General features: G+C 37.9%; 12 protein-coding genes and 1 rRNA gene. 7 read left to right on the top strand and 6 right to left on the bottom strand.

All coding sequences use genetic code 11. From position 1 onward, the window contains the following. Positions 1–126: ribosomal RNA gene (locus IQ226_RS07060) — 16S ribosomal RNA — on the bottom strand; the annotation flags it as partial. 313 nt (positions 127–439) lie between these two features. Here IQ226_RS07060 and glyQ point away from each other — a divergent pair. The 3 genes from glyQ to IQ226_RS07045 all read left to right on the top strand — a co-directional run bounded on the left by glyQ (position 440) and on the right by IQ226_RS07045 (position 4,775). Next, positions 440–1,318: a glycine--tRNA ligase subunit alpha gene (gene glyQ, locus IQ226_RS07055; protein WP_193893836.1), complete on the top strand. Its 879-nt coding sequence runs from the start codon at positions 440–442 to the stop codon at positions 1,316–1,318. Between the two features lie 255 nt (positions 1,319–1,573). Further along, positions 1,574–2,050 (top strand): DUF4079 domain-containing protein, encoded by a 477-nt coding sequence (locus tag IQ226_RS07050; protein WP_193893834.1) that lies wholly within the window; start codon positions 1,574–1,576, stop codon positions 2,048–2,050. Positions 2,051–2,372: 322 nt separating this feature from the next. Further along, entirely contained in the window at positions 2,373–4,775 is a 2,403-nt protein-coding gene (locus tag IQ226_RS07045; protein ID WP_193893832.1) for a ComEC/Rec2 family competence protein, read from the top strand. A gap of 101 nt (positions 4,776–4,876) precedes the next feature. Here the strand turns inward: IQ226_RS07045 and IQ226_RS07040 are convergent, their stop codons facing one another. Next, a complete protein-coding gene (locus IQ226_RS07040) occupies positions 4,877–5,350 on the bottom strand; it encodes a TspO/MBR family protein (protein WP_193893829.1) in 474 nt (157 codons plus the stop codon). Positions 5,351–5,624: 274 nt separating this feature from the next. On the opposite strand from IQ226_RS07040, the gene IQ226_RS07035 reads away from it, so the two are divergent. Beyond that, positions 5,625–6,899, top strand: a complete 1,275-nt coding sequence (locus IQ226_RS07035; RefSeq protein WP_193893825.1) for a glycosyltransferase — start codon at positions 5,625–5,627, stop codon at positions 6,897–6,899. Between the two features lie 108 nt (positions 6,900–7,007). Then, entirely contained in the window at positions 7,008–7,754 is a 747-nt protein-coding gene (locus tag IQ226_RS07030) for an FkbM family methyltransferase (protein WP_053539448.1), read from the top strand. Positions 7,755–7,837: 83 nt separating this feature from the next. Here the strand turns inward: IQ226_RS07030 and IQ226_RS07025 are convergent, their stop codons facing one another. Both IQ226_RS07025 and IQ226_RS07020 read right to left on the bottom strand, forming a co-directional pair. Next, entirely contained in the window at positions 7,838–9,661 is a 1,824-nt protein-coding gene (locus tag IQ226_RS07025) for an ABC transporter permease subunit (RefSeq protein ID WP_193893822.1), read from the bottom strand. A gap of 92 nt (positions 9,662–9,753) precedes the next feature. Continuing rightward, on the bottom strand, positions 9,754–10,704 hold the full coding sequence (locus IQ226_RS07020; protein ID WP_193893844.1) for an ABC transporter ATP-binding protein: 951 nt from the start codon (positions 10,702–10,704) through the stop codon (positions 9,754–9,756). 241 nt (positions 10,705–10,945) lie between these two features. On the opposite strand from IQ226_RS07020, the gene IQ226_RS07015 reads away from it, so the two are divergent. Together IQ226_RS07015 and gatC are read left to right on the top strand one after the other, a co-directional pair. After that, positions 10,946–11,467: a photosystem I assembly protein Ycf3 gene (locus IQ226_RS07015; RefSeq protein ID WP_053539450.1), complete on the top strand. Its 522-nt coding sequence runs from the start codon at positions 10,946–10,948 to the stop codon at positions 11,465–11,467. Positions 11,468–11,556: 89 nt separating this feature from the next. Further along, complete coding sequence (gatC, locus tag IQ226_RS07010; RefSeq protein WP_193893819.1) at positions 11,557–11,847, top strand: Asp-tRNA(Asn)/Glu-tRNA(Gln) amidotransferase subunit GatC; 291 nt, start codon at positions 11,557–11,559, stop codon at positions 11,845–11,847. Positions 11,848–12,235: 388 nt separating this feature from the next. Here the strand turns inward: gatC and IQ226_RS07005 are convergent, their stop codons facing one another. Then, positions 12,236–13,000 carry a sterol desaturase family protein gene (locus IQ226_RS07005; protein WP_193893816.1) on the bottom strand — a complete coding sequence of 255 codons (765 nt, stop codon included), beginning with the start codon at positions 12,998–13,000 and terminating at the stop codon, positions 12,236–12,238. A gap of 91 nt (positions 13,001–13,091) precedes the next feature. Then, entirely contained in the window at positions 13,092–13,652 is a 561-nt protein-coding gene (locus tag IQ226_RS07000; protein ID WP_193893813.1) for a PD40 domain-containing protein, read from the bottom strand. Between the last annotated feature and the right edge of the window lie 29 nt (positions 13,653–13,681).

Here is a 13,681-nt window from a genome sequence, read left to right as displayed (position 1 = left end):
AACCTGAAGGTAGATTCTTACGCGTTACTCACCCGTCCGCCACTATCTCCGAAAAGACCGTTCGACTTGCATGTGTTAAGCATACCGCCAGCGTTCATCCTGAGCCAGGATCAAACTCTCCATTTTGGTTCGTCTGTTATTAGCTCTTTCTTAACCGTTTTTACAACCACGGTCAGGTTATTTGATTTTTCTGACGCAGGGTACTTGTTGTATTCTGGCTTTCAAACTATAATATTTTCAAGGTTCGGTGTGCTGTTTAGTGTCGCCTCTTTTTGGCTGCTCTGTTCGGCACTTACTTAATATATCGAATCTACTTTGCTTTGTCAACTACTTTGGCAAACTATTTTTCAGTTTGTTTTTTATTCGCCTGAAAACTACTCACGATGCTGGGTTTAGTCCACAATGGGTTAGGAATTGTTGACTTAAGGAAGGGTAGATAGTGAATTTTCAGTCGGTAATAGCGATATTGCATGAGTTTTGGGGGCAGCGTGGTTGTTTGATTGCCCAGCCCTATGATATGGAGAAGGGCGCTGGTACTAAGAATCCCCATACTTTTTTGAGGGCTTTGGGTCCTGAACCTTGGGCTGTGGCTTATGTTGAACCTTGTCGTCGTCCGACTGATGGACGTTATGGGGAAAATCCGAATCGGTTTCAGCATTATTATCAATATCAGGTTTTGATTAAGCCTTCACCGGATGATATTCAGGAGATTTATCTGGATTCTTTACGGGCGTTGGGTATTTGTCCTGAAGACCACGATATTCGGTTTGTGGAGGATAATTGGGAAGATGCGACGGTGGGGGCTTGGGGTACGGGCTGGGAAGTTTGGTTGGATGGGATGGAAGTTACTCAATTTACTTATTTCCAGCAATGTGGTGGTATTGATTGCCGTCCTGTGTCTATTGAGATTACTTATGGTTTGGAGCGATTGGTGATGTATCTCCAGCAGGTGGAGGCTATTACTAAGATTCAGTGGACGGATAATATTACTTATGGTGATGTTCATCTTCAGGGTGAGATTGAACAGTGTACTTATAATTTTGAAGCGTCGAATTCTGAGATGCTACTGACTTTGTTTGGTTTATATGAGCAGGAGGCTAGTCAGTTAACGGAAAGAGGCTTGGTTTTACCTAGTTTGGATTATGTGATTAAGTGTTCTCATGCTTTTAATTTGCTGGATGCCAGGGGGGTGATTTCGGTGACGGAACGGACTCGCTATATTACTAGGATTCGGCATTTGGCGAGGAAGGTGGCTCATTTATATGTTGAGCAAAGGGAAAAGTTAGGTTTTCCGTTGCTGAAAAATACGGTTAGTTGAATAGTATAGTGTTTATCGCCAGGGTGGAACATTAGGAAGGGCGCAGTCCCTGCGCCCCTACAGATTTTGCTTTTTGCTGATTGGATCTGGCTCAATTACGTATCGTTATGCTAATCGGCTGTTGGTTGGGATAAAACCCCACCTGTAGTCCCTCCTCATTTGTGGGGAAGGATTGGGTTTGCAATCAGTTTTCTGTAAAAATTGTAGTTAGCTAGGGATGAAAAAGTTGATTTTAAATATAGTGGTGTGTGTCAGATGATGAATATAAGTGCAGTTTTAGAACCGATTGCGGGTTGGTTTCGTTCTCTGGGTGTTCCTGATGTGGTTGTGCATTGGGGACATCCAGCGATGATGGGGATTGTGATTTTTGTGGTGGGGACTTTTGTGGGAGTTACAGGTTGGCGTGGTAAGTTGCTGGAGAAGGATGCAGCTATTCAAAGCCGTAATGCTCATCGTCAATTAGCTCCTTGGTTGTTTGTATTTTTGGCAGGTGGCTATACTGGTGGGGTTTTATCGTTGGTGATGCAGCAAAAACCACTGTTTGAAAGTCCTCATTTTTGGACTGGTTCGCTGGTGTTGATATTGTTATTGATTAATGGTGTAATTTCTCTGAGTGGATTTTTTGGGGATAAGGCTGGGTTTCGTGGGGTTCATGCTTATTTAGGGACTACAGCACTGGTAATTATGTTTGTTCATGCTGTTTTAGGGTTTAATTTGGGGATTTCTTTGTGATATTGTGATTGCCAAAGCTGCTAAAGATGAATTATATCCGACCTTCCGCACCCTAAACTGTCACACAACGAAAAATGGTCGTTTGGGGATTTGAGATCGGCGATAGCGAAGCGCTGCTGCAAGCAGTTCGCCACCTAAGATTTCGACGATTTTGTATCAAAATTATCATCAAAGTATTCAAAAATCCGATAGCGGAGCGTGGCGTTAGCCATAATTACCGATTGTGACACTGGGGGTGCGGAATGTGGGTTATATCTTTCCCAGGCAGGTTAAATCTTTATGCGGTATTCTCTGAACTGGGTGCTTTGGCAATTAAGTTTTTATGATGCAGACTAGTGGTGTAATTATCTGTTTTAGTTATATTTTGGGGTTGCTGTTTACGGCAATTCCTTGGGGTGGTGCATGGATTCTGGTATTGGGTGTGGTTGGAGCGGTTTTCTTTCGCCGCATATATGCTAATCTGCGGAAGTTTGCTGTTAAAAAAGAAGGTGCTGTTGGCAAAACTAAGGCTGTTGCGAATAATTGGATAGGTACTCCCCATCCGAGAATATGGTTAATATCTGGGTTGGTGGGTTTGTTGGCTACTGTTTATTGGCAATTGCGTGTTCCTCAACCGGGAATTAAGGATATTAGTCAGTTTGCGGCTGGGGATAATAGTAATCTTGAACAGTTGGTGATTGTGCGGGGGGTGGTGGATAGTAATCCCCGCGTAACTCGGAGTCAACGGGGACAGTTTTGGTTAGCAGCGACTCAGTTAGATGAGGTGAAAAATGATAGCGTTCGCGGAGCGTCCCGGAGGGAACTAGTGCCGCTGCAAGAGGGTCAGGAAGCGGGGGGGATTCCCAAGGGGGTGACGGGTAGGTTATATGTGACTGTGCCGATATTGCAATCTACTGGTTTATATCCTGGACAACAAATTGCGGTGACTGGATTTTTGTATAAGCCGACTGCGGCTTCTAATCCTGGTGGGTTCGATTTTCAGAAGTATCTGCGGCAGGAGGGGACTTTTGCAGGTTTAATTGGTAGGCAGATTAATATTTTGGATGATGAACATCCTTGGGGATGGTGGCAAGTTCGTGAGAAGATTGGGCGATCGCAATCTCGTTTATTAGGTGTTCCTGAAGGTCCCCTTGTTAGTGCAATGGTCTTAGGTAGTAAAGCCGTTGATTTACCCTATGATATCCGGGATTTATTCGTAAAAGCAGGTTTAGCCCATGCTTTAGCCGCATCTGGGTTTCAAACTTCTCTAATTTTGGGTGTAGTTTTACAGCTAACAAGACGTACAAATAAAGCCACACAAATTACTCTTGGTAGCTTGGGATTAATTACTTTTCTGTTTTTATCAGGTTTTCAACCCGCAGTATTAAGAGCCGTAATTATGGGTTTTGCCGCTTTGTTGGGTTTGGCCTTAGAAAGAAATGTGAAGCAATTGGGATCTTTATTAATAGCCGCAACATTATTATTGTTATTTAATCCTCTCTGGATTTGGGATTTAGGTTTTCAACTGAGTTTTTTAGCGACTTTGGGATTAATTGTCAGTGCATCTGCAATCACCCAACGTTTAGATTGGCTACCACCTGCGATCGCTTCTTTAATATCTGTACCTTTAGCAGCGACGATTTGGACTTTACCCCGACTGCTAGAGTTTTCTAGTGTCATTCCTGTTTATAGTGTGCCTCTAAATATTTTGACAACACCATTTATTTCTATCATTAGTATTGGGGGCATGATTAGCGGTTTGGTAAGTTTAATTTCCCCAGATTTAGGTAGCACTTTAGCCAGTTTTTTATATTATCCAACCCATTTATTAATTCAAATGGTGGAATTTTTTGCTAATTTGCCAGGTAGTTTGGTGGCAGTTGGGAGTATATCAATTTTGCAAATGTTGACTATCTATCTTTTAATTATTTTAGTGTGCTTAGTCCAATGGTGGCAAAAACGTTGGTGGTTTGCAGGTTTCATAGCAGTTGGTTTGGTACTTGTTCCCATTTGGCATTCTGCTAATAATTTGGTGAGAATTACTTTGTTAGATACGAGAACTGAACCTGTTTTAGTAATTCAAGATCGGGGGAATGTTGCGGTAATTAATGGGGGAAATGAAGGTACGGGTAGATTTACGATTTTACCATTTTTGAGACAGCAAGGGATAAATCAGATTAATTGGGCGATCGCTAGTAAGTTTACAGGTTATACTAATGATGCTTGGTTGGAAATTATGCAAAGTCTACCAATTAAAAATTTGTATGAATATGCTCCTATGTTGGAGGACAATATTGCAACTCAATTACTACAACAGGAACTCCAAAAACAGCAAGGAATTTATCAAAGTTTAGGAGTTGGACAACCTATAAATACTTCCACAATCACAGCACAATTAATTAATGACCAAGTACCGATTTTAAAGTTACAAATTTTTGGTCAAAGTTGGTTATTAGTAGGGAATATTAAATCTCAACAAATTAAAGAATTAATTAAAAGTGGGGATTTGTCTTCTCCCCAGGTGTTATGGTGTCCATCAGAATCTTTGCAAGATTTAGTTTTAGCACTCAAACCACAAATAGCTATTTCTCCTGCTAATAACCTAGATAGGAAAACATTATCTTCTTTGAGTAAAGGAGAAACAAAACTTTTCTTTACTGGTAAAGATGGTGCGATTCAATGGACACCTAATGGGGATTTTCAAACTTTCATTCAGACTACAGAAAATAAATCTTCTGTTTTGTAAAAGAGTATTTTTTCGCGCCAAGATACAAAGGAGCAAAGACGCAAAGGCAGAATGTAAATAGTTGAAGGTCAAACATCATTAAGACTTTCAACTTTCCTGCTTTAAGCATCTTGCGGATTAAGACGACTCATTTGCCATGTGGTGTATGTACCTATGGGACTCCAAATTAAATAAGGTAATAATAGTAATGCTGCCCACAGCGATACGGATAAGACTGCAAGGGTGATTAATATACAAATTAGTAGTCCAGTGCCACCAATGATTGTACCAGCAATGAGACTGCGAAGACGGATCATTATGGGGCTATAGGCTATGGTAAATATTTCTAGAAGTAGGTACAAACCCATCATTAAGCGAGTTATATCGGTATTTGGGCTGTGTTCCCAAATAATATAAGCTGACCAAGCACCACAGATAAAAATTATAGTCCAAATCAGGGGAATTGCTGATTCAAAGGTTAACCATTTCGGTCTTTGTAAATGCCGAAACCATTGACTCTGGTTGGGTGTAATCCAGTTACCAGCGAAGCCTACTAAGAATGCTATAGTGCCAATTATCATCCAAGATTTAATCATAACTGCCTTGGTACTGACTATTTAAAAGTCTGACGCAATGATATTACATTTATAAGGTATTTTAAACATAGATCCCAATCTACTAAGTAAGTGAACAGAAAAATTTAAAGGTATGTAAAGTTGTCTCAATGCGATGTTTTGATTGAGTTTCAGCCATTTTACAAAACGTAATACCCCTCGGTTTCATTTTGTTCACCTACTTACAGTGATCTGTATTGAATTTATGGGGCAGTTTTCTGGTATATATCATTATAAATAACCAGAAAATACGATTATGACTCATTATGGCTTAATGTGTCCTGCATCTACCGGACACTGGAACACAATACTACCTTTGGGAAAAGAATTACAACAGCGTGGGCATCGTGTTACCTTAATTGGTATTCCTGATGCCCAACCCAAGGCACAAGCAGCCGGTTTAGAATTTCGAGTTATTGGTGAATCGGAATGTCCCCTGGGTTCAACGGAAGCATCTATGGCTAAGTTAGGAGAGTTAAGCGGACAAGAAGCACTAAAATATACTGTTACTCTGTTTAGAGATAATACTAATGTTACCTTCAGGGATGCCCCAACTGTTATCAAAGACGCAGGTATAGAAGCACTATTAATAGATCAAACTATGTCATATGGAGGGACTATTGCAGATGTTTCTGGTCTTCCCTTTATTACTATTTGTAGTGCTGTAGTTTTAAATCGAGAACCAAGTGTTCCCCCTTTCATGACAAATTGGTCTTATAGCCCAGCTTTGTGGGCGAAACTGCGGAACAAATTAGGTTATCAATTATTAAATCGGGCTACTCAACCTATCACAGAATTAATAGACAACTATCGTCGAGAGAAAAATTTACCTGCATATTCTAACGCAAATCAACGTTATTCTCAATTAGCTCAAATTAGTCAACAACCTGCGGAATTAGAATTTCCTCGGCAAAATTTACCTAATTGGTTTCATTTTACAGGACCATATCATAGTGCAATTGGTCGGGAAGTTGCTAATTTTCCTTTTGATAAATTAACAGGACAACCTTTAATTTATGCTTCTATGGGAACTTTACAAAATCGGTTATTACCAGTTTTCCAAAAAATTGCCGAGGCTTGTCAAGAGTTGGATGCACAATTAGTAATCTCTTTGGGTGGTTCGGCTAATCCTGAAGTTCTGCAAGGAATAGTAGGAAATCCTTTAGTAGTTCGTTATGCACCGCAATTAAAATTATTAGAAAAAGCAGATTTAACTATTACTCATGCAGGATTAAATACTACATTGGAATGTTTAACCAATGGTGTACCAATGGTAGCAATTCCTATTGCTAATGACCAACCAGGAGTAGCTTCTCGTATAGTTTGGTCAGGATGTGGGGAAGCTATTCCTGTGAAAAAAGTTAATGTTGATAATTTACGGACTGCTATTAAAAAAGTATTGACAGAAGATAGTTATAGAAAAAATGCTTTGCGGTTACGAGCAGCAATTAAAAAAGCAGGGGGAACAAAGCGAGCAATTGATATTGTGGAACAGGCTGTATCTACTGGTAAGCCTGTTTTAAATCAATAAAACTGACTCAAGCAATAGAATAAATAGTGTGAACTATTCCTTTAGATAAAAACGCGATTTGCAAGCAAGAAATTGATTTTTTTTACAAAATACAGGAAGCAAAAGATTATGAAAAAGATGATTCTACCCAACAATCTAGATTTATTCTATCTTAGTAAAGCAGAAACAGAATTTATATATAAAGAAATTTTTATTGAAAAAGAATATTTAAAACATGGTATAACTATAAATGATAAAGACTGCATTTTTGATGTTGGTGCTAACATTGGATTATTTTCTATATTTTTGAGTACATTGCAAAAGCAATTTAACATATTTGCTTTTGAACCAGTAAAGCCAATATTTGAGGTTCTAAAAGCTAATGTTAACCTTCATTCTGTTCCTAATATATCTCTATACAATCATGGGTTAGGCACTGAAAATATTTCTGCAAAGACATTTACTTTTTACCCAAATATGGCTGGTAATTCAACAAGCAAACCTTGGGAAAAAGTAAATCAAAGAGCAGTTATGAATACGGCTCTAAATCAAGATATAGTTGATTGTTTTTTTCAGAGTCAGGAAGTAAAATGCGAAATAAAAACATTATCTTCTGTAATTAATTCATTAGCCATTAAAACTATACATTTATTAAAAATAGATGTAGAAGGAGAAGAATATGAAGTTTTAAATGGCATTAATCAAAGTGATTGGAACAAAATTCAACAAATTGTTCTGGAAGTGCAAGATACAGAAGGAAGAATAAGTAAAATACAAACTCTTCTTGAAAATCAAGGTTTTAGGATTATAATAGATCCCAATAATATGATCCCGTCTACACTCAAGATGTTCAATATGTATGCTATTCGAGCTTGAGGAAGAATTAGCTAATATCCACCGATAGGAATACAAAAATCAGATATTATTCCTATCGGTAAAACTCTACTAGTCGCTAACCATTATCGTCCCGTTAATAGTGCTTTGGTTGCGGATTCTCCTAAAACTTTGACTTGGCGATTTAATTGGAAATTTAACAAAGCTACAACTGTTATCTCAGCCAAAAGTGCCAGAAAAATTGTTGTCGTCCGAGTGTATTCTATCGCTGCCCAAGGACAGGTGGAGAATAACCACAAAATGGGATGTTTTGAAGGACTAACACCCAAAACGGCAAGAACAATTGATGGTAAAAACATTGCTACACCAATAGTTCCCACTGTCCATACATAACGCTTGGGATGTTTCATGAGTAGCATCAATTGAGCAATTGTGGCATACATTAACATCAGTGTGAAAGCTAAAACCATAGCTAATATGACTTTATTCTTATCAACACTACCATTATAAAAATTAGTAGGTGAGAACAGAATCCAGATCATTATCGGGGTGGTAGCAATTAATAGATTAATTGCTATGGCAACAATAGCTGGGCTTTTTTCACCAAATACTAAATCTTGTAATATAGATTTATCTCGATGATTTTGGTGTCTATATCTTGCCCAATCTTGGATAGTTTGCCGCTGAGGTGAAAGCACAATAGTTAAAATTAGAACTAGGGCAAAATTGAGTAAAGCCATGAGGACTATGATCCCCATATCTGATTTGTTCTCAACTGCACCTATGGTCAATCCCAAAAACATTACCTGAGTAAAGGCTATAAATAAATAACTTTGTTTTTTACTCAATATTGTGCTATCTGTATTCCGAAAGCAGCGTTTCATTGCTTGCCAAATACCGTAGGAACAAATTCCGTAATTGACTAAATGAAAGCCGACTAAGGTAAGGAAATTTTGTCCTATTGGTAAATAGAAAAATTGTAATTGTCTGATTGGGCTGATTGATGAATCTTTATAGGAACGAAACAGATTAGGAAATAGATAATTGGTGATATCCCAGGGACTAAAAAATCTAATCCAAGTTAAGGAATTATTGAAGTCTCTAGAAGATGATACAATTGTCATTGTCATAAACAAAAACACAAGTACAGCACCGCTACCTAACCAAGGTTGAAAGTTGCCGAACCAACGACTCACTAAACCAAAAATCAGGGCTGTACTGTAGAAGAATAGACAACTTGCGGCAATCACGGCATAATAACTAAAAATGTAACTCAAGGCGATTTTAGCAGAATGTCCAGCCCACAAATGCAAAGGAATGGCTGTGAGGACAAAAAGATAAATTAAACTGGGGACTCCGAGAATTTTTCCAGTTAAAATGCTGGTTTCTGACTGGGGACTTAGGCGAATAAAGTTTAATGTTCCTCGTTGTTCTTCTTTGGCTAAATCACTAATTAATAAATAAGTTCCGCCAACTAAGAGGGTAAAAATGAAAATTACACTCAATGATAAAAATGTGTATTCCCAATGATCTCGCCACCATAATTGCCAGTCTATTTTATCTAAAGGACAAATATTTTTCGATAAATAGTTCTGAAGGTCAGCTAGTTCGGTTTGAACTTGCTCAAGTTGGGCTTCTAAATTGGGAATTATGGTATTATCTGATAATTGAATTTGCTGATAATTAGTTATTTTTTGGTTGAGTAAGTTTTGTTGTTTATAGAGTTCTTGTTCCTGATTTTGGTATACTTCTCGCAAGGTGCAGTAGGTTGCTCGGAGATAGTAGTTTTCATCGGGAAATTCTCGGAATTGAAATATGAAAACTATGAGTTGTAGTAGCAAAGAAGACCCAATAGATATGATCAGGTTAAAGGGTTTGAATCTGCCTTTTAGTTCTCGAAATAACTGGGGGTTTAATTCTCCAACTCTGTCTATGAAATTTAGTAACATTGTCAATACCTCTAAAAGTTGAGAAGTTTTATTTGGGAACAATTTTTAAGTTTGTGCAGAAGATAAATCCAAAATCTAAAATCCAAAATTATCTATGATGCTTGTTTATGACCTAATTTGAGGAAAATAGTTTCTAGGTCTTCTTGGGTACAATGAAACTCTGTTAAGGGAATTCCTGCACTGACAAGCGATCGCAATAAATCAGCCGAATCTTCTGGTTTACCGGAAAAATTTACTCGCACACTATTTTGACTAAGTATTAATTCCCATTCTTCCACTAAGGGATGATTTTTTAATTCACTCACTAATATATCTATATTGCCCAAGGTAGAGATAAAAATCTGCTGTCGGGAAAGACGTTGATAGAGATGTTTGAGTGAAGAACTTTCCACTAAAAAACCTAATTCCATAATTCCTACGGATGTACATAACTCTGCTAAGTCGCTAAGTACATGAGAAGAAATTAAAATTGTCATGCCGGCTTCTTGCAAAGCCTTAATAATTTCCCGGAACTGCATCCGCGCAATAGGATCAAGTCCCGAAACAGGTTCATCTAAAAGTAGTAAAATTGGTTCATGAATAATGGTGCGGGCTAAACTTAAACGCTGTTTCATCCCCCGTGAGAGGGTAGAAATCATACTATGTCGTTTATTACCCAGTTGAATTAGTTCTAAAACTTCGTACAGACGTTGGGTACGACGCTTTCCTTGTAAGTGATACAATCGGGCAAAATAATCTAAATAGTCCCAAACTGTCAAATCTTCATACAGTGGGTAGTCATCGGGTAAATAACCAAGACGACGTTTAAGTTTTAGGTTGTTTTGATCTCGAAGAAGAAGATCGCCATTAATATAAATCTCCCCCGTAGTGGGTTCTTCAGCAGTGGCCAACATCCGAATTAGGGTGGTTTTACCTGCACCATTAGGACCAATTAATCCGTAAACTTCACCCGTATGGATTTCTAAGTCAACATCATTGACAGCAATATGTCTTTCAAATTGCTTAGTGAGTCCAGTGGTGCGAACTGCTATTTCTTTTACCATCGCGGCTGGGTGTGGCTTGTGTGCAATAGTTAACTTAACTCGGTTATACAATAGTATTTACTTCCGTTTCGGAAATGGAAACAAAATAACAAAATAATTTAAAATTTAACTGCGTTTATCTGCGGTCAATAATTCTGGAAATCTTACTTCATGAAGCTTCATATTAATTTGGGATAACTCAAACCTCCAAAAATTAGTTAAATTAGCGGTATGCTGCAATTAAGCAACCATAGAGACAAATATGCCAAGAACACAGAAAAACGATAACTTTGTTGACAAATCCTTTACAGTAATGGCAGATATCATTCTCAAGATATTGCCAACCAACAAAAAGGCGAAAGAAGCCTTTGTTTATTATCGAGATGGAATGTCCGCACAGGCAGAAGGCGAATATGCCGAAGCACTAGACTACTATACAGAAGCCTTAGAAATGGAGGAAGACTCTAATGATCGGAGTTATATCCTTTATAACATGGGTTTAATTTATGCCAGTAACGGCGATCATAATAAGGCTTTAGAGTATTATCATCAGGCCATTGAGTTAAATCCACAATTACCCCAAGCCTTGAATAATATTGCCGTGATTTATCATTTTCAAGGTGAGAGAGCTAAGGAAGCAGGGGATAATGACGGTGGTGAAGCATTACTTGATCAAGCAGCGGATTATTGGATTAGAGCGATTCGTATGGCTCCCAATAACTATATTGAAGCTCAGAACTGGATAAAAACCACCGGGCGATCGCAAATTGACGTATTCTTTTAACTTAGGCATTAGCCATTAGTCGGTTGTAAAATTTTGCCTCACAACTGACAACGAACAACTGACAACCGACAACTGACAATTAACAAATTATGATTGATAGTGAACAAGTTCGTAAAGTCGCTAATCTCGCTCGTTTAGAATTAACAGCAGACGAAGAAGCACAATTTACCACTCAACTGGGTGGTATTCTAGACTATATAGAACAACTAAATCAACTGGATGTCACCAACGTAGCACCGACAACCAGAGCTATTGATGTTAGCAACGTCACCAGAGAAGATATTCTCCAACCCTATGCCGAACGAGAAGCAATCCTCAACAGTGCACCTCAACAGGAAGGAGATTTTTTCCGAGTTCCCAAAATTCTTAATGCTGATTAGCTAGGAAGCAACTGAATTTTAGATTTTAGATTTTAAATTTTGGATTTTGGATTTTGGATTTTGGATTGAAGATTCAAGATCCAAAATTTAAGAAAGTTTTTCTCCCTAAACCTGATAGCAATATGAATACAAAAGAGTAGAGACGCTCTGATGAACGTCTCTACATCCCCGTAGGGACAGGGGATTAGGGGATTAGGTTTTTGGGTATGACCTAAATATAGCAGATGATTTTTTATTTGCCAAGTAGTTGAGAATTATTTTTCTATTACCAGTGTTAGAACGAACATAATTCTATATCCAGATTTTCAATTATAAAATGGAAAAAGCTCTATTTCTCCTCAAAAACCATCATCTTTTATAGTATTTCCTCGTCTAACGAAGTACAAATTTATCTGCGTTTATCTGCGTTTATCTGCGTTTTGACCATTCCATCGGTGTTCATTAATTTATCCCAAAACCGAAAATAAAGACCATAGTTACAATTAAACTTGTGATGATGAATACTATGGTGCGTTGGTGTAATCCAATGTTTACCCCAAAAACCACGCATCCATGAATACGGATAAATTTCATAACCCGTATGATTGACAACACCAAATATCGTCATTAACGTTAGTAATAATCCCACCATACTAATGTGAATGGGAATAATAAAAACCATCAGGGGAATGATAATTGCCTGAATCATACTCTCAACAGGATCAAAAGAAAAAGAAGTCCAGGGTGTAGGGTTGATAGATTCGTGATGGACTTGATGAAAGCGGCGATATATACTAGGAATATGCAACCAGCGATGAGTCCAATAAAAATAAGTGTCGTGGAGAATCAAATATATAAATAGACTCAAAGGTAAATAAACCCAACCATAATCCATAAAGTTTAAGTAAACCTTGGTATATCCCAAGTTGATCATTTCGATCATAAAAGCACTTGGTAATGCAAAAATAAAGCAGGAAAAAAGAGACCATTTGATTTCACTCTTCATTTTACTCTTGCGTTGGTGCATATCATAGAGACGACGAACCTCCCAAGAGGGGGGACGACGAACCCAAAGCAACCAATAGAGAACCGAAGATACAGTTAGGTATCTTGTCGAAAGAACAAAAAACATAAATACAGTTAAAATACCAAATTGCTTCAGAGTAGGGAGCATAAAGTTAGCTTTTATTGGTAATAAATATTATAGCGGTATGCACTTGAAATATTCAGTTAGAGAATAAGTAAGTGTAGAAATTTTCCAACGGTCAATTTTCAGTTGACACCCTTGCACCATTAGGAATATCTAACTCAATAGTTGGACCTCTATCAAGAACTTCAATATCCCATTGTCCACGACTAGAGGATTCAAACGCAATATAACGACCATCAGGACTGATACTAGGATTTCTCACCCAACCACGATAAGTAGGGGTCAAAACTTGTGATTGTTGGGAAGCGCGATCGTAAAGTGCAACAACAGGTCTACCTTGATCACTGGTAAGATAACAAATATAACGTCCTGTATAACTCAAACTAGGACTTTCTATAATTACCGACTGCCTGTTTAATCTCGGTGTAGGAATAAAACTTTGATTTTCTAAATCGTATAATAACAACTGCTGATAACGAGACCGATTGGAGACAAAAGCCAAAAAACGCCCATTACCACTGATAGCAGGTTGTTCTTCAGTATATCGGCTATTCAGAGAAGTAACTCCCAGAGGGATATTATCAGCATTACAAGATATCAGCAAACTTGTCAAACCAAAAATTAGGCTCCAATAAATTGACTTTTGGAGCCAGAAGCTAGGTGTAAATGTTTTCACATTACTGTTTTCCGTCGTCAACCCCAAAA

The sequence above is a fragment of the Dolichospermum sp. LEGE 00240 genome, from assembly GCF_015207875.1.
Taxonomy (GTDB): domain Bacteria; phylum Cyanobacteriota; class Cyanobacteriia; order Cyanobacteriales; family Nostocaceae; genus Dolichospermum; species Dolichospermum gracile.
The sequence above is the reverse complement of the archived record's forward strand: the minus strand, read 5'-3'. Positions and strand labels throughout refer to the sequence as shown.

Bases quoted from the DNA above. Each gene is read 5' to 3' on its own strand.
- IQ226_RS07050 (WP_193893834.1), top strand. From the start codon at position 1,574: ATGATGAATATAAGTGCAGTTTTAGAACCGATTGCGGGTTGGTTTCGT.
- IQ226_RS07045 (WP_193893832.1), top strand. From the start codon at position 2,373: ATGATGCAGACTAGTGGTGTAATTATCTGTTTTAGTTATATTTTGGGG.
- IQ226_RS07040 (WP_193893829.1), bottom strand. From the start codon at position 5,350: ATGATTAAATCTTGGATGATAATTGGCACTATAGCATTCTTAGTAGGC.
- IQ226_RS07035 (WP_193893825.1), top strand. From the start codon at position 5,625: ATGACTCATTATGGCTTAATGTGTCCTGCATCTACCGGACACTGGAAC.
- IQ226_RS07030 (WP_053539448.1), top strand. From the start codon at position 7,008: ATGAAAAAGATGATTCTACCCAACAATCTAGATTTATTCTATCTTAGT.
- IQ226_RS07025 (WP_193893822.1), bottom strand. From the start codon at position 9,661: ATGTTACTAAATTTCATAGACAGAGTTGGAGAATTAAACCCCCAGTTA.
- IQ226_RS07020 (WP_193893844.1), bottom strand. From the start codon at position 10,704: ATGGTAAAAGAAATAGCAGTTCGCACCACTGGACTCACTAAGCAATTT.
- IQ226_RS07015 (WP_053539450.1), top strand. From the start codon at position 10,946: ATGCCAAGAACACAGAAAAACGATAACTTTGTTGACAAATCCTTTACA.
- gatC (WP_193893819.1), top strand. From the start codon at position 11,557: ATGATTGATAGTGAACAAGTTCGTAAAGTCGCTAATCTCGCTCGTTTA.
- IQ226_RS07005 (WP_193893816.1), bottom strand. From the start codon at position 13,000: ATGCTCCCTACTCTGAAGCAATTTGGTATTTTAACTGTATTTATGTTT.